The organism is Mammaliicoccus sp. N-M50 (assembly GCF_022386995.1).
GTDB lineage: Bacteria > Bacillota > Bacilli > Staphylococcales > Staphylococcaceae > Mammaliicoccus > Mammaliicoccus sciuri_A.
In genome coordinates this window covers 1-16,501 of record NZ_JAJNJA010000013.1, presented here as the reverse complement: position 1 = coordinate 16,501, position 16,501 = coordinate 1, and the positions used below count along the sequence as shown (strand labels likewise).

Below are 16,501 nucleotides of genomic sequence, written 5' to 3'. Positions count from 1 at the left end.
GGGATAGGACTTTTCTTCAAAATGAAAAGTCCTTCCGTAAATTGCACACATATAGTACCTATTTATCCTTCACTCTCATCAGTCGCAAACTATTTAATGCTACCAAAATAGTGGCTCCCATATCGGAAAGAATCGCAATCCAAAGGGTTAGCCAGCCTGGAATAACCAATAGTAAGGCAATTATCTTAATTCCGATGGCAAACGTGATGTTCGCTTTGATGATATTTAGCGTTTTCCTGCTAAGTCTTACTGCAAATGGAAGCTTACTTAAATCATCTCCCATTAATGCAATATCAGCTGTCTCGATGGCAGTATCTGTTCCAGCACCGCCCATTGCAATGCCAACAGTGGATGCAGCAAGTGCAGGAGCATCATTGACGCCATCGCCAATCATAGCTACATTACCATGCTCGGCTTTCATTTTTTTAATATAGTCCAACTTATCCTGTGGCAACAATTCGGACTGAATATCAGAAACGCCTACATGAGCACCGATTGCTTCTGCGGTACCTTGATTATCACCTGTCAGCATAATTGTTTGCTTGATTCCTAACTGATGAAGTTTTAGAATCACATTTTTACTTGTTTCGCGGACCTCATCTGCTACAGCAATCACGCCGAGGATTGTTTGGTCCGTTCCAATAATCATGGCCGTTTTCCCTTGGTTTTGTAAAACTTTCACTTTATTTTCAAACTCAAGGCTAAAATCGGAAACATTTAATTCTTTAAAAAGCCTTGGACTGCCAATGTAATAGGTTGTTCCATCTATATTCCCTTGAATGCCCCGACCTGTAATAGAAGTGAAGTCCTTCACTCTAACATCGGAATAAGTAATATTATCTTGCTCTGCTTTCTTCATTATTGCTGAAGCAAGTGGATGTTGTGATCGATATTCTAAAGCTGTAATAATGGAAAACAGCTCTTTTTCTTCCACTTGATCATTTAACACTTTAAAATCTGTTACCACTGGTACACCTTTTGTCAGTGTTCCTGTTTTATCAAATGCGATTGCCTTAATGGCTCCTAATTCCTCTAGATAGACACCGCCTTTAATCAACACACCTTTTTTAGCTGCATTTCCAATTGCCGAGACAATCGAGATTGGAGTAGTAATAACTAATGCACACGGACATCCAACTACAAGTACCGCTAATCCTTGATAAACCCAAGTATCCCAACTTCCACCAAAGAATAAAGGTGGAACGACTGCAACGAGCGCCGCAATAACCATAATGATCGGCGTATAATATTTCGCAAATTTATCTACGAATGCTTGCGCTGGAGCGCGCTCCCCTTGTGCTTCCTCAACCAGATGAATAATCTTGGAGATAGTTGTATCCTCTACGTATTTGGTGATTTTTACTTCAAGTAGTCCCTCTTCGTTAAGCGTGCCTGCAAATACTTCATCATCTACCGTTTTGGCAACAGGGACAGATTCTCCTGTTATAGCAGCCTGGTTGACAGCCGACACACCATTTATAATGATCCCATCCATGGCAATTTTCTCCCCTGGTTTGACGATCATAATATCACCCACGGCAATATCGTCCACATGGATCATTATTTCCTGACCATTCCGCCTAACAAGTGCTTCTTTTGGGGCAATATCCATCAATGAACGAATGGACTGTCTTGCTCTATCCATAGAAAAACGTTCAAGTGCTTCACTGATTGCAAAGAGAATGACAACAATGGATGCCTCTGCCCATTCACCAATGATGGCAGCTCCAATAACTGCAACGGTCATCAGGGTTTTCATGTCGAAATCAAAGCGTATCAAATTTTGAAAACCAACTTTAAATAGTGAATATCCGCCAATTACAATCGAACTTACAAATAACATGGACGTTACAAGGTTATCTTCTCCATTTACAAAGTGAGAAAGGTAACCAAAAGCAATCAGTAATGTGGCAAACAGCAATGTGCTGTGTTTTTTATAAAACGGTATTTTCTCTTCTTTAGGAGCCTTAGTGTCTTCTTTGACCGCTTGTATCGATGGATTCGCCAGTTTTTCAGGAATTACCTTAAGATTCTCGAAAGCACCTGCTTTTTCAAGCTCTTCAACCGATGCGTTTCCATATACATCAATTTTAGAAGCGCCAAAGTTCACTTTTGCATCCTGAACTCCAGCTAGTTGTTTTACATTTTTTTCAAACTTCCCAGCACAGTTTGCGCAAGAAAATCCCTCCACACGGTAAACATTTTTATCTTCTGTTACCACTGGTTCGACCCTTCTTCTAGCCTTCTCTGGTGCCACTTTAAGATTCTCGAAAGCACCAGCCTTTTCCAGATCTTCAACGGTTGCACTGCCAAAGACATCAATTTTGGAAGCTCCGAAATTGACTTTAGCATCATGCACCCCTGATAGTTCTTTTACATTTTTTTCAAACTTCCCAGCACAATTCGCACACGAGAAACCCTCCACACGGTAAACCTGTTTATCTTCTGTTAATGTTTTTGTTGAACTATCCAATACTAGCAACCTCCCTTTGATGCAAGAAAGCTTTTTCTACAAGCTGTTTAACATGCTCATCATCTAGTGAATAATAGACTAATTTTCCTTCTTTACGGTATTTTGCTATACCTAAATTTTTCAATAATCTTAAATGATGGGATGCCGTAGCCGTTGAAGATTCAATGATATTAGCTACATCACAAACACATAACTCTCCCTCTAAAGACAAAACATAAGCAATTTTAACTCTTGTATCATCTGATAGAGCCTTAAAAACTTTCGCTACATCCATAGGATTCTGTTTAGCAAGGTCTTTTTTAGCCCTGTTTACCTTATCTTCATGAATATAGGTAACTTCACACATATCTTTTGTCATAATTACCCTCCTTATTCAAATGACTGTTTGTTTGATGATTATAATATATCCCACTATAAACAAATAGTCAAATGATTGTTTGAATGATATATAATTAATATTAAAAAGGATTGGTTTCTAATGTTAGAAACCAATCCTTTCGGAGATTTTAACCAAATTTTAAAGTATCTTAAACATAACTGCCCCGTTAGTTTAAGTGCATCCTTTCACAATCTGTCTACAGATTAATAATAAAAACTACTCTTTATTATACAGATCTCCATATAATTTTTGAATTTGGTTCTGTAATTTTTTATTTTCTTTTTCTAATTCCATAACTCTTCTTTTTAAGGTTTTTATAAGGATTTCCTCCGAACGAGAACTTTTCTTGGGTTTTGAGACTACATTTGATGTTATTTGACGCTCACGAAGGGATTCGATTCTTTGCCTAATATCGTGTTCCTTATAAAGCCATGATTTAGAAACATTAGCTTCCTTTGCTATTGAATTAAAATTAATAGCTTTACCTTCAATCGAAAATTTAGAAATCGCTTTGTCTACTTTTTCTCTTGTCTTTTGTGATTTCTGCTTCGCCAAACGTACAATTTCTGTTGTATTTCTAACTTGTTTATTCATTGATAATTACCCCGTTAAACTTCCAATGATTTGTTCTAAACGCTCTTTAATACGGCTATTAGTCTCTATTTGTCTTTGCCATTGTTTATCCTTTGCTATGGTTAATAACTCTTCTGTACGCTCTAACTGTTCTTCGTGCTGTGGTAAGAATTGCTTACTGGTACAGAAGTGAGTGCAATCTAAGCATGCATTCGCATGTGGACAACCACCTGCTATTACTGGCAATCTACAATAACCATTTGGAAGCACTTGTGCATTTATATTTTTCTTGAACCATTGAAGCTCTACATCATCGACTTCACTATCATCATCTAGATTGAGCACATCTCCATTATTGGTAACCAGTTTTTCTTGAAATTTAGTAAATTCATTTTTTAGAGTTTCATCAAAGATATGAGCGTATCTGCTTGTCATTTCTGGGCTTTCATGTCCCAAAAATTTCTGCACAATATGCTGGGGCACCCCGTTGTTAATCATTCTTGTTCCTACTGAATGGCGAAAGGCATGGGCATGGAATCTATAAATCTCGCCTAATTTATCCACTATATTTTGCTCATAAGCTAATTTATTTAATTCGCCTCTAAATGTTTCTTGTTTTAATGGCGATCCATCTTTTCTTGGAAAGAGGTATTCACTATCTGGAAATTCCTCTGAAACTTTATCTTCCCGAACTTTAATAAGTAAAACTACCTCTTTAGATATTGGAACTATATGCTCCTTTTTCATTTTCCATTGATAATACTTTAAAAAGTAATCTCCATCTTTGTCCTCTAATAAACAGCCTTTTTTCAAGGTGCACAATTCACTTATCCTCATTCCACATTCTTGAACAATCATAGTCATCGTAGCTATATATTCGGGTAATTTATCAAGATGACTGTTCAATTGCTCTAGAACGAATTCGTCTATAAAGCGAGGTTTTGCTCTTGGTATTTTCGGATAGTCCTCGGGATAAATTAATAATTTGGAAGGAACATCATCCCATTCTAGCCTATGAAGGGTACTAAATAGTCCTTCCAATATAGAGATCCTCCCAGTTATTGTACTAGGTTTTATCCCCATCATGTTTAGTTCACTTAAATATGCTTCAATTTCCACTCTCGTTAATTGGTGTACTCTCTGAACGTGTTTAAACTTTATGTCCAGAAAATTAAAGAACTCTTTAAGTTTTTGGGCAATATCACTTACATAGGAAAAGCTATCCATGTTCAATCTTAACTTACAATATCTTTTTACAAGCTGTTTAAAATATGTATTCCGAAACCCTTTAAAGTTAATTGTATATTCATATTGTGTTGGGTTAACCTTATCATCTGGCAAAGGTAAGTTTCGTCTATCCCAAACGTCTTTATCCCACTCCTCTCCATCAAAATAAAAATCCTCATAAAACTCAATAAATTGTTTAAGATTAGTAACATAGTAAGAATTAGCTTTTACAGGTGTTTTTTCTTGATTAGCAGTAATCTTATAATTAGTGGTGGTAATTCTAACACCCTGTTTTGTCAAATATGTTCTATACTCCGTCATTGCTTTATCAATAGGAACTTCAGTAATTGAAGTAATGCTGGGATACTTTAAATCTAAAAAATCCAACATTTTATTAATTACTGTTCCTTTTCTAATCCAGACAGTTTTTGCATTCCATATTCCATTGTTTAAATGGTAAAAATAAAAATATTTCAATTCTGTTCTTAACCACAGATTTTTAACACGTTCAAAACGAACCCAACGATTTCTTAAAGCAGGATTCTTACTTAATTCTATGGCAGAAGGATGTGGACATTTTCTTATATCCCAACTATTATTAGCCCAAAACCCTTGCATTTCTTCATTCATTACAGCTATTTTTTTGCTGATCTCACTCTGACTGATAATTTTCCTTTTACTAGAAGCATTCATTTAGCTGGTATTCTTTATCTAGTAATAAATACAATGGATACGGCTTATTCTCCACTTCTATCCTTTGAACCCTCACACGCGCCCCCCTCTTTAAACACTTTAAGTACTACAAATTATAAACCTTGTTAATTTTTATTTAAAGTAAAATCTCCCTTTAACATCTCCTCCTGAACTACTTTAACTACTATTATTTATTATACTATGGTTAATATGTCTCCACTTGGGTGGTTATGGCCAATAATCATACCCGTTGCGTTACTTAATATGGCTGTTTTAAATATTTCTCGAGGATGTATAACCGCAAAATTAATGGTTCCTATAGAGACGGTTTCAATATGTGTAGGTTCATTTTTGCTATTCAAGCAAATTAAAATGAAGTGTTCTCGGTCAGCATTTCCTATGAAGTCACGCATAATATCAGCAGCGTCTTTTGGTTCTTCAATACGTCTTTTTAAATACCAAAGTGTATCTTCTTTAACCATTTGGACTTTGACAACATCTATTCTTTTTCTACTCATTATGGATAAGCTCTATACTTTCTATTAAGTCAGGGTGAACAATGGATGTGATAGAATCATCATTCATATAAATGGAATATAGCTCATCTAATTCTGAATTATTTTTTTTGTTTGATGAAAAGGCGATAATGCCTTTAATAACATCGATGTGTGGTTGATGCATTAAATATTGGTATACTTCTTTCCATGTTTGATTCATTCTATTTAGTCTCCTTTAATGGTTTAATTGTCCATGCCTTTCTAGCGTATGGATTTAATGGATGCATGATTTCATTTGTTTGAGGATTTGTTAATATACTGATTTTCTTACTGTGAGGTTTTAACATGTCTAATACTTCATTCACTCGATTTTCCACAAGAGGTTTTTTTCCGTAGGAACCCCAAGCCAATAAAACACTATCGGCTTCTTTGACAGCTTTCATAATGTGAATATCCGTGTGCTTGTCATGGCTGTTTTCGATATGTTTTAAATTAATGGGGGTATCAATATTTGAAAAAAGATTTATAAAATTAACGCCACCATATTCATCTTTTTCAGCTACTTTATTGACAATAAGTTGTGTTGTAAGGTCAACGTTGATAACACCATCATAATGAGGATACATCGTTATAATTGTAAGTACTTCTTTATCAATATCCCAAGTTTTCTTGAGAAGATAACGATGCATTTTATCCTGACTAAATATCGCTTCAGTTTCTAATACACTTTTGATTGATTTCATTTTATCTAACTCCTTTATTTAATATTCTTCAGGTAACAACATGACGTAATAAGAAAGGTCTACATCATCTTCTCGGATAATGTAGACCTTATTAATATTGATAGCTTTTGAATAATTTGCCTTATGAATTTTTACGTACTCTGGACGTTCTTGCTTATGTTTGATATATAATTGACTATTATGCATATTGAACTGGAATATATGAAAGTAATCAATCTCTTCTAGTTCCTTGAATTGTTCGTTTTCGCGTTGCGCTACAAGTTTCCATAACTGTTGCTGCAACATTGCTGGCAAGTAATTGGCAATACTACGTGTAATATAACGTTTCATGCTCATTTCTCCTTTTCTATATCTTTCATTATTGTAATAACTTCTGTAATGACTGTGACGCTTATCTGAGCTATGTGTATCCATTTATTCATTATTATAATTCTCCTTTTCAAGTAAGTGTCTTTGATCTAGTAGTGGCATAACTGTGTTATGAAGATATAAGAAGTCCATATCGTTTGTTTCATCAATATAACCAATCGCAATAAGTTGTTTTTGATAGTAGAGGATAAAGGGGTATATATGCCTTTCATGAAGTGTGTCAGAGTAGTAAGTATACGTATGAAGGATTTTGTTGGTAAGCGGACCAAGTCTGATATATTGATCAGGAAGGATATTATCTGCCACTTCCTCGATAGATTCACATTCCCATTTTTCGTCCTTTGGCAGATTGAATAAGTTAGTTATATACTCTTTGAGTTGTTTTTCTAGTGTCATGGTTATGACCTCCTATAATGTTTTTGATGTATACATGTAATACACCATATAGATAATATATGCTTCAAAAAAATTTTGTTTCGTTTGTGAATCCCATTGTTATTAAGAAAATATCCCAATAGAAAATTATCACAATTGTTGATATGACAAGGAAATCCCATTATCCCGCTCATTTCTCAGGAAATATAGCGATATATTTATATATCATTTGGATTTGGTGGTGTCAGTACGACTTACTTTTTCTTTTTATATTATTTATTTATAAATAATAATGGGATTTCGGGATTACGCTTGCGTAATCCTTATCCTACATGTATTTATCAAATCCCATTGCTATCCCGTTCATATTTTATTTTGGGATGTTCTTTCGTCATACAATATAAGCTTCACATTGAGTTGTGACTTGTTAGTATGTTGAAAAGATTCGTTAGATGGGTGTTATTGAATGACGAAAGGACAGTACATAGATATTAGATTTGAAGAAAGAGCGTTTGAGGCAAAAATAAAGACGAAGTGCTGAGGAGCACTTCGTCGAGAGGGGTATTATTGAAAAGTTGTTTAATAATTTCATTATTGAGTTTTAGTGTAACGTAGAACTGTTTTTTATGATTACCGTCTTTACGAATATCAATACGGTCAATGACTGTAAGATATAATGCTTTGAGTTGTGCTTTATCCATTGATTCTATATTTTGAAATATTCGTTGTAATAGGGCAGCGATTTGTTTCGTATCATAAGATAGTTTCTCTTGATTTTGTTGCTGTTTGAGTTGATTCATTTGATTTGTAATGTCATTGAGTTGTGTTTCATATTGATGAATAGTTGCTTTCAATGCAGATGTTAGGTCCGGATTATCTTCAATGGTTTTAACTAAATTATGGAGTTTCCCGCTGACTTCATCGTATTGTTGTTGTTTATAAGCGATATCGTGGTTCAATGCACCAATATCGACTTTATTTTCTTGATTGACACGTTCTAAGACTTGGTTAATGACTTTATCACTTTTGACAATTTCGAGTATTTGATCCATGACGTATTTCTCAATCACATCAGCTCTAACGCTATTCGCAGAACATACTTTTGAGCCTTTGTTTCGGAAGTTACTGCAAGAATAATAACGTATTCGCTTCTTGGTACCATCTTTCAATGTGTTCGTTGTGTTACTAGCTGCCATTGGTGCACCACATTGTGGACAATGAACGATACCTGTTAATAGATTAGTTCCTTTACCGTGGACTTGAGGTTTTTGACTGACTTGTTTTTTACGTAATTGGACTTTATCCCATAAGTCTTGAATAATAATAGGGGAATGCTTACCTTCAGCTATTATTGGTTTATCATTCAGCCCTTTACGACGCTTTTCATTCCAATCTTTGTACTTTGCGAATTGAATTTTACCAACATAGAATGGATTAGATAAGATATAGGTCACTGAACCAATACTGAAAGGCTTTCCTTTTTTAGTCACGTATCCTTTGTGATTGAGTGCATTCGCAATTTTACGATATCCGTGGCCTTTAGCATATGACTCAAATATATATTTGACAATATTCGCTTCATGTTGGTTTATCATGAGTTCATGCTTGCTATCCGGTATTTTGTCATAGCCCAGCGGCAAATTGCCTTGATAATAGCCTTCTTGAGCGCGTCGGGTTTGACCCATGAATACATTTTCGACAATATTATTTCTTTCAAATTCTGAAAAACTCGCTAGAATTTGTAGCATCAATTTACCACTGCTTGTATTGACTTCCATACGCTCAGATAAGCTGAAGAATTCGACATTTTGACGATGAAGGTCTTCAACAATTTTGAGTAAGTCAGAAGTGTTACGTGCTAGTCGGTTTGTTTTGTAGACCATAACAGAATCAATCTGACCTTCGTTCGCATCTTTTAACAAACGTTGTAGTTCTGGTCGGTTCATAGATTTTCCAGAGATACCTCTATCCGCGTATACATCTACAACAACAAAGTTATTGAAATCACAATATTCTCGAATTTGATTGATTTGTCCATCGATACTATAGCCTTCAGTACTTTGGATTTCCGTTGATACACGAACATAGATACCGACACGTTTTTGTTTGAGTTGTTGCATGATTTTTTCATCCTTTCTGATTAAGCAATCGATGATTGCGAGGTTTGGTTCACAATGTTCAATGGTTCATTTTTGAAATAGATCCCAACAAGGGCTTTATTTTTTGTAATGCGAATTTCATCAATATAGGGATGCAGCATGTTTAACGTGAAACTTTTCTGTATAACCTTTTGTAGTGATGTTTGCAACTGAGTATCACTTATTGAGGATATGTTTTTGCGCTTTTGAAGCACTGATTGAGACTGATTCCTGAATGTTTCAGCATCAATCATACCTTTGGCAAGTTTATCTATCAGTTGTTCTTGCGTGAGTGTATGTTTACCTTCTATGTCCCTTTGTTTTTTGAGTCGTTGTTGAATTGTATGGTTGATTTTTGAATAGAGCTGTTGGTTCTGAAAGAAGTCCTGACAAGTCGCTAAGACACTTGTTTCTAATACTTGCGCATTGATTCCTTTGAATGCACAGACAAAACGTGATGCATTCATATTTTGAGGACAAGCATAATAACGTAACATATGGTGCTTTTTTCTAATCGTCATATTAGTCAGTGTTGAATTACAATATGGACATTTGATTTTTTTCTGAAGTTGATTATCTGATGGTGTCCGGTTGATATGTTTTTGTGACCGTATCGCTTGAGCTTGTTCGTATATATTGGTCGAAACAATAGAAGGGAACATGTTGTCATATTGTCCATATTGATTGATAACGCGACCACAATAATTAGGATTCGTGATAATAGCGCGTACTTGGTAGGGTTTACGATTAATACATTTATCATCTGTTTCTAGGTATTGCGCAATTTTCTTATAACCATAGCCTTGAAGGTAATAATTGAATACAGCTTTGACGGTAGGTGATTCATCATTATTAATGATGAAAGTACCATTTTGATAGTGATAACCGAAAGGCGCATGGGTCGTTATGAGTTTACCTTGTTTTGCCTTTTCTTTAAGACCATTCTTGACTTGTTCACCAATATTATCGGACTCTAATTCTGCGAGACTTATGAATATATTAAGTTTTAGGCGATCAAACGCTTTATCCATATCAAAATAGCCATCATGAATACTTAGAATATGAACATGATGCTTTTGACACAGTTTCATAAGTTTTAATGCATTTTTCAAATTACGATGAAGTCGATTTAGACGATAGCAACATAATACGTCACATTGTCCCTGTTGAATCAGTTCAGTAATTTGTTGGTAACCATTCCGCTTATCAGTACGTCCTGATTGTTTATCGCTATAAAAAGTAATGTGTGGAATATTATGTTTTTCGGCTAATGCATTGATGGTTTGTTTTTGAGCTGCTAAGGATTGTTGCTTGGTTGTACTTTGGCGTAAATAACCAATAGCTTGTTTCATCGAGTTTCCTCCTTTCAAATTGATAATATATATTTATGAACGAATTTATAGATGAGCCCAACACCAGTCAGGTGTTGGGCGTTATAATTAGTCATCAGTGCGATTGATTTCTTCGATCACTAAATCAGCGAGTAATGTGATGAATTCGTCCATATGAATAAACCTCCAAATATTTAATTTATAATTCTAAATCATCATTAGTTTCTATTTCTCTGGCTTTTTTAGCAAATTCATTCAGCAAATCTGGATTTGTATTACCGTCAAATTTTGGTGGTGTGAAAGGTTCAACATGAGCGTTTAAGCCTAAAATAGGTGCAAGTTCTTTATCCAATTTAAGATGGTAGAATACAATCGTTTTGGACTTACCATTGGAATCTTTGATACTGCGTTTAGTTGTCTTTCTGTTAGGGTCAGATTGAATATGTCCTTTATCGCGTAGTGCATCTATAACGTTATTCACATCTTGATATTGGTTTTCTTCCAACATACGTTTAAAGACATCTTTAAGGATTTTGACTTGAATACAATTATCCTTTAATTCAATAAGTCCATAATTTTCTACCATGGTTGATAATCTATTATCATCAGAAAATTTCCCTCTATTCTGTGCGACAAATTGCGTAATCGTTTCGAGTGCTTTATCAGCAAGAGACCGCTCACTTACTGAATCTGAATGGTAAGTGAGTAAGTAATTTCTGACCGCATCCAAATCTATGGGCGTCGCAATAACACGTTCGAATATACGAGCAGATGTCGTAATCGCTGCATAGCGTTTGAACATACGAATACCTGTATGACTCGTTTCATTTTCAAGTTGTGTTTTAAACCATTGATGTTCAGTATGGAACGATTGTATGACTTCTTGTTCACGATTGAGTAGATATTGTGCGACTAATGGCATTACATGCCCATAATTGACGGATGTAGCCTTTTTAATCGCATCTGCATTGTCAGCACTCGTCGTAAATGCTTCTGATATTTCAATGGTACGAACATTTAATCCATCATTACGTGCACTATTATTTAAAACACTGTGTTCTGCCGTACTTATCACTGAGGTCCCCCAATTTTTGAGTGCTTTGACATTACCATCTATATTAGATCGTTGTCGGCCTTGTCCTTCTGCCAAACTGTACAACAACCCAGTAGTGTCTTTGAAGGTTGCAGCCGATAATTCGTCCAATACGATAGGCAAACCATAATTGTTACTTAAATATCCTTCAAGCGCGTTTCTCGTACCATTCCAAGACCTAAAAAGTGTATTACTACCTTTAGTAGGATTGCCGGCTATTGAAACAGCTAAAGCGGCTGCAGTCGATTTACCTGTGCTTGAATTTCCCATAAATGAGAAGATGGTTCCCGCAAACTCGACCTCATGTTTTGATTTTAGGAATGCAGTAACTAATGAAGAAGCAGCAAATACTACTGCAAGTTCTAGTAGTAAGTTCCCTTTAACTTGTTTTAAGTACATCTCCCACCAGCCTTTGAAAGTACCTTTTGGTTGTAAATCATAGTGTGTTTCACAAATGATTTCATTAGCTTGAGATTGCTCTATTTCTTTTGAAAAGTATGGTTTATCCAATGAAATGACCATACCTTCATCATCAGACTGTAATACACCTACGCCGGTATATAATTTAGATAATGGAAGTGACTGGCGCATCGATTGTAACGCATAGCTTAATGATTTAATGTACCGTTCATTGATGTTGAAGCCGTACTTAATCAATCCAGGTAGCTTGAAAGATGTTAAGATATCTGATGCTTCAATACGTTCAGTATTTTTTCCGTCTGTAATAACCAATTTCTCAACCCCTGTAGACGGGTCGAGAAATTTATTTTCAATAATGATGGGACTAGACAATTGAATAATTTTTTCTACATCATTGTTACTTTTAGGTGGAATCACTTCATAAAAGCCATTTGAATTTAAAAAATATGGATATTGCTTGAATATGTTGTTAGTCATTAGTTGTTACCACCTTTCCAGTTACTTTTGTGACGCATTGGATTAGGACCAGTTTTTTTATACAACAAACTACCATTCTTTTTACCTACAATCTTAAATGGAAGTCCTGGCGTATGCTTAATCCAGTAAGCAAAACGACGTCCAACTTCACGTTGGTCGTTAGTGCTACAGACCATAGCAGATTTCTCTCTTAGCTCACTATAAGTGAACGTACTTCCCACCGATTGCTTGAATGCCATAGCATACATACAATTATTAATTTTATTTTGTTGCTCAGTTTTCTTATTCATCTAAAACTACCTCCAATTTTTATTTGAAAATCAAAGGTGCGCACAATTAATTTTCTAAATATAGTATCGCATGAGTTATAATGATTAAGGATTAGAATAAAAAGGTGACTTTTTATTACTTTAAAGTGTTAGGGTGATTTTATGAAGGAATGGGTGGAGAATTTATTTAATGATTTAAAGGATGTCATTGAACTTGAAGTTGCATTACACCTAATGATTAGGAAGAGAGAAATTGATTCATTAGATATTTATCCAAGTATTACTGAATTTTTTGATTATTTAATATTTGATGCAGAAATAGCAATTCAAGATAAAGAAACGCTACATAGACATTACAAAACAGCGAATATCCATAATATATTACGTGTGAAATTGAAGCCTAAAGATAATTGGGAAGAAGAAAAAATACTAAATCCAAGTTCATTACAAACTATTTTTGCTATAAAATTAAAGGATAAAAACTTAACAAATGGATTTTTGATTGAAAAACTAGACATTGAAAAATTGAATACAACTTATAAAAGAATTAATGCCAAAAATGAACAATTAATTAAAAAAATAAATAAAAATTCCAAGAAAATGAAATTAGAGAATAAATTAATTCCTTACAATGATTTATTGGGTTTATATAAATATTTTATGGATGAAATAGATTACTATGATTCTGATTTTGATTGTTTACGTTCGTTACTTTATTTAGAACTTGATTTTTCATTTGTACTTTATAATGAATTATTGCGACTTACTCACGAATTGAAAAAATTGGTGGAAAATATTAATAATCAGAAGTTGGAAACATTATTAGGAGAAGTAGCTATGGAATTATCGAATGTTGAATTTCCATGGATTAGATTAAAAATATTGAGAGCAAGTATTGATAATATAGGTAAGTATAAAGACATTAAGTTATTTGTATTAGATGTTAATTATGTAATAAATGCGACTATGAATGAAATAGAAAAGTGGGTAAATGAAGCTATTTTAGAAGAAGAGATTTCTCAATGTGTATTAGAGGACGAAAATCGAATACCGTATTTAGACTCTATAAATGAAAATAGATATAGGAAAGACTCGCTTTTTTTATATTATAATTTATTAAGAAGTGAGCTAAGGTTAAGGTGGTTGAAAGGTCGCGACTTTAATGATCAAGATAGAAATAGGTTTAATAGAGCTATCAAATATAAGCCTTTAAATATTATAGGATATAATTAATTAGAGGTGATATAACTATGATAACTGAAGAGATGCTTAAAAAAATTGCAAATGTATTTAACGGGGACGATGAAAATAGCATTTATGAGTATAAAACAGGTTCAGATTTAGTGCGTTTTTTTAATCAGTACTTTAATAGAAAGGACACATACAAAAACCCTTTTCCATCAAGGTGGAGGTATGTTGTTGATATATTACAGCAGTTGTTACAGACAAAAAAATTAGATGAATTCTTTACTGTTATTTTAAGTATTCGTTATATCCAAACAGAATGGATCGGCTACACTTAACTAGACAACTTTTATAAGGAAGGTTAGTCTTAAATTAAGAAAGTAGGCGATTCTTTTTATGGAAAAAAAGAGAAGGACTTTCAGTCCTGAATTCAAACTTCAAATGGTTCAATTGTTCAAAAAGATCTTAATGAACAATAATAGTCAAATTTTGATGACAACTCATAGTCCAAGTATTGCAAGTATGATTAATTTAGAAGATATACGCTATATTTATAAAGATGATAGCAATGTACTTAAAATTGAAGAATCAAACTCTAATAATAATATTTTAAATGAAATAGCAAATAGTTTGGGAATTTTACCTAATATTGAAACAAATGAATTACATAAAGTTAAGTGTGTTGTATGCGTAGAAGGAAAAAATGATATTATCTTTTTAAAAGGAATTAATAAAGCTATTAAGCATTTTAATGAATTAATTGATTTGAATAGTGAGTCTATACTATTAATTCCAATGGGTGGAAGTAGTTTGCAATATTGGGTAAACGAAGATTATTTGGGGAAATTAAATTTACCACAATTTCATATTTATGATAGTGATATAGGGTCTAGTAAAGAGCACAAATATGAAAAGTGTATTAAAATATTGTCTGAAAAAGAAAATTGTATTGCGCTTGAAACAAAATTAAGAGAATTTGAAAATTATATCCCTATTAATCTTATAACAAAGAGATATGAAGGTATCGATATAAATGATAATGAAAACTGGAACACTTTAGATATTGCAGAATTAATAAGTAAACACGTCTATAATAATTCTGAAAATCGTAGCAGTGAGAATTGGGATATATTAAATGAAGATAAAAAGAAAAAGAAAATAAGTAAAATAAAGAACCAATTAAATCAGATGACTAATGAAATCAATGAAGCTGATCTAAGGGAACATAAAGTATATGATGAGATATTAAGCTGGCATAAAGCAATAAAGGGATTAGTAAAATAATTGCTAGTGTACAAAATATATTAGTTATTACATATTATATATATAATGTCCCCAGTAACTGGGAAATAAATATTACGTTTTTAGAACTTTAAATGAGGTTGCAAAAGTACTTAAGGAATATAATGAACGAATACTTTTAGTGAAGTTTTGTTTTATAACTCTAGCTATAGAAAAAGCAATTATAAAAAATTTGATATAGATTTTGATAAAGATATTGAAGTTTATAAAAGTTGTAATATGTGTTAAATATTGAAGTGGCTAGCTAGTTATCAACTATTAATAAATGTAAATATAATCATCATGAGACAGGTATGATTAATTCTAAAAATGAAGTATAAATAAATGGGGTAGCGAAGCAATTTACGAGGATAAATATGCTTCGCTATTTTTGTACTTTAATAGACAACCCAAAATATTTATTAAATGTAAGATTTTCTATTTTTGGATATTGATAAAAAAATCCCTCTTTCAAAGACCGCAGATGCCATGTCTGCATTGAAAGAGGGTGGAGTGAATATCTATTAGTAATTGAATCCATATGTGAAATACTAGATAATAGGAGTAATATTTTATATTGTTGTTTTAATAGAAAGTGAATAGGAGATTAAAAATGATTATTAACCTCGAAGAAATGAACATAAACTTTGATATAGAAAATGAAACACCTTTTTTTCAAGCATCTAATGAAAATAGAGTACGTTTTGATGTAGAACACGTAAACAAGAAGCAACTTTCCAATATTATTAATCAATTATTTACCAACCAAACTAAAACAAAGTGTTCGTTTTTATCAGAGTATAAATATCCTGTTAAATTTAGAGAAAAAACACGATTAGGTCGTTTCTTCAATATTACAAACTGGAAAGAAGAACTACACACTTCAAATGAAGAATATATAATAGTAACAACAGAGAACTTAAAGAATGATGAAATCATTAATTATTGTTTATACATCCAAAAAGGTATGATTGAACC

Annotated in this window: 17 protein-coding genes and 1 pseudogene; 4 read left to right on the top strand and 14 right to left on the bottom strand. The window is 33.3% G+C overall.

The annotated features are described in order from the left end of the window. Positions 1-58 precede the first annotated feature (58 nt). The 14 genes and pseudogenes from LQ622_RS14370 to ssb form a co-directional block, all read right to left on the bottom strand. Positions 59-2,473: a cadmium-translocating P-type ATPase CadA gene (locus tag LQ622_RS14370; RefSeq protein ID WP_000378485.1), complete on the bottom strand. Its 2,415-nt coding sequence runs from the start codon at positions 2,471-2,473 to the stop codon at positions 59-61. After that, positions 2,466-2,831 carry an ArsR/SmtB family transcription factor gene (locus LQ622_RS14365; RefSeq protein ID WP_000159127.1) on the bottom strand — a complete coding sequence of 122 codons (366 nt, stop codon included), beginning with the start codon at positions 2,829-2,831 and terminating at the stop codon, positions 2,466-2,468. The genes LQ622_RS14370 and LQ622_RS14365 overlap by 8 nt, the downstream gene beginning before the upstream one ends. 237 nt (positions 2,832-3,068) lie before the next feature. Then, positions 3,069-3,446 carry a DUF6262 family protein gene (locus LQ622_RS14360; protein WP_001041908.1) on the bottom strand — a complete coding sequence of 126 codons (378 nt, stop codon included), beginning with the start codon at positions 3,444-3,446 and terminating at the stop codon, positions 3,069-3,071. Between the two features lie 6 nt (positions 3,447-3,452). Continuing rightward, the gene (locus LQ622_RS14355; protein WP_075100293.1) at positions 3,453-5,345 is read right to left on the bottom strand and encodes a site-specific integrase; all 1,893 of its coding nucleotides are present in this window, start codon (positions 5,343-5,345) and stop codon (positions 3,453-3,455) included. Beyond that, a pseudogene (locus LQ622_RS15240) lies at positions 5,341-5,421 on the bottom strand (site-specific integrase); the annotation flags it as partial. The gene LQ622_RS14355 and the pseudogene LQ622_RS15240, both read right to left, overlap by 5 nt. 118 nt (positions 5,422-5,539) lie before the next feature. Next, positions 5,540-5,863, bottom strand: a complete 324-nt coding sequence (locus LQ622_RS14350; protein WP_000088091.1) for a JAB domain-containing protein — start codon at positions 5,861-5,863, stop codon at positions 5,540-5,542. Then, positions 5,856-6,062: a hypothetical protein gene (locus tag LQ622_RS14345; protein ID WP_001077283.1), complete on the bottom strand. Its 207-nt coding sequence runs from the start codon at positions 6,060-6,062 to the stop codon at positions 5,856-5,858. The genes LQ622_RS14350 and LQ622_RS14345 overlap by 8 nt, the downstream gene beginning before the upstream one ends. Before the next feature lies 1 nt (position 6,063). After that, positions 6,064-6,585: a DUF1643 domain-containing protein gene (locus tag LQ622_RS14340; protein ID WP_000836008.1), complete on the bottom strand. Its 522-nt coding sequence runs from the start codon at positions 6,583-6,585 to the stop codon at positions 6,064-6,066. An 18-nt stretch (positions 6,586-6,603) separates the two neighbouring features. Beyond that, a complete protein-coding gene (locus LQ622_RS14335; protein WP_000833212.1) occupies positions 6,604-6,915 on the bottom strand; it encodes a DUF960 family protein in 312 nt (103 codons plus the stop codon). A gap of 84 nt (positions 6,916-6,999) precedes the next feature. After that, entirely contained in the window at positions 7,000-7,350 is a 351-nt protein-coding gene (locus tag LQ622_RS14330; protein WP_000171449.1) for an SAUGI family uracil-DNA glycosylase inhibitor, read from the bottom strand. Between the two features lie 470 nt (positions 7,351-7,820). After that, positions 7,821-9,449 carry a cassette chromosome recombinase CcrB gene (ccrB, locus tag LQ622_RS14325; RefSeq protein ID WP_001186596.1) on the bottom strand — a complete coding sequence of 543 codons (1,629 nt, stop codon included), beginning with the start codon at positions 9,447-9,449 and terminating at the stop codon, positions 7,821-7,823. A 20-nt stretch (positions 9,450-9,469) separates the two neighbouring features. After that, positions 9,470-10,819, bottom strand: a complete 1,350-nt coding sequence (gene ccrA / locus LQ622_RS14320; protein WP_239775436.1) for a cassette chromosome recombinase CcrA — start codon at positions 10,817-10,819, stop codon at positions 9,470-9,472. Positions 10,820-10,997: 178 nt separating this feature from the next. Then, complete coding sequence (gene cch1 / locus LQ622_RS14315; protein WP_239705600.1) at positions 10,998-12,788, bottom strand: cassette chromosome replicative helicase; 1,791 nt, start codon at positions 12,786-12,788, stop codon at positions 10,998-11,000. Beyond that, on the bottom strand, positions 12,788-13,078 hold the full coding sequence (ssb, locus tag LQ622_RS14310; protein WP_239775435.1) for a cassette chromosome ssDNA-binding protein: 291 nt from the start codon (positions 13,076-13,078) through the stop codon (positions 12,788-12,790). The genes cch1 and ssb overlap by 1 nt, the downstream gene beginning before the upstream one ends. 141 nt (positions 13,079-13,219) lie before the next feature. Between ssb and LQ622_RS14305 the strand changes: the two genes are divergently transcribed. The 4 genes from LQ622_RS14305 to LQ622_RS14290 all read left to right on the top strand — a co-directional run. Continuing rightward, complete coding sequence (locus LQ622_RS14305; RefSeq protein ID WP_239705602.1) at positions 13,220-14,290, top strand: hypothetical protein; 1,071 nt, start codon at positions 13,220-13,222, stop codon at positions 14,288-14,290. Between the two features lie 17 nt (positions 14,291-14,307). Then, complete coding sequence (locus LQ622_RS14300; RefSeq protein WP_239705605.1) at positions 14,308-14,580, top strand: hypothetical protein; 273 nt, start codon at positions 14,308-14,310, stop codon at positions 14,578-14,580. Positions 14,581-14,638: 58 nt separating this feature from the next. After that, a complete protein-coding gene (locus tag LQ622_RS14295) occupies positions 14,639-15,526 on the top strand; it encodes an OLD family protein (protein ID WP_239705607.1) in 888 nt (295 codons plus the stop codon). A 610-nt stretch (positions 15,527-16,136) separates the two neighbouring features. After that, the coding region (locus LQ622_RS14290; RefSeq protein ID WP_239775433.1) for a phage tail protein at positions 16,137-16,501 on the top strand (365 nt) is incomplete at its 3' end.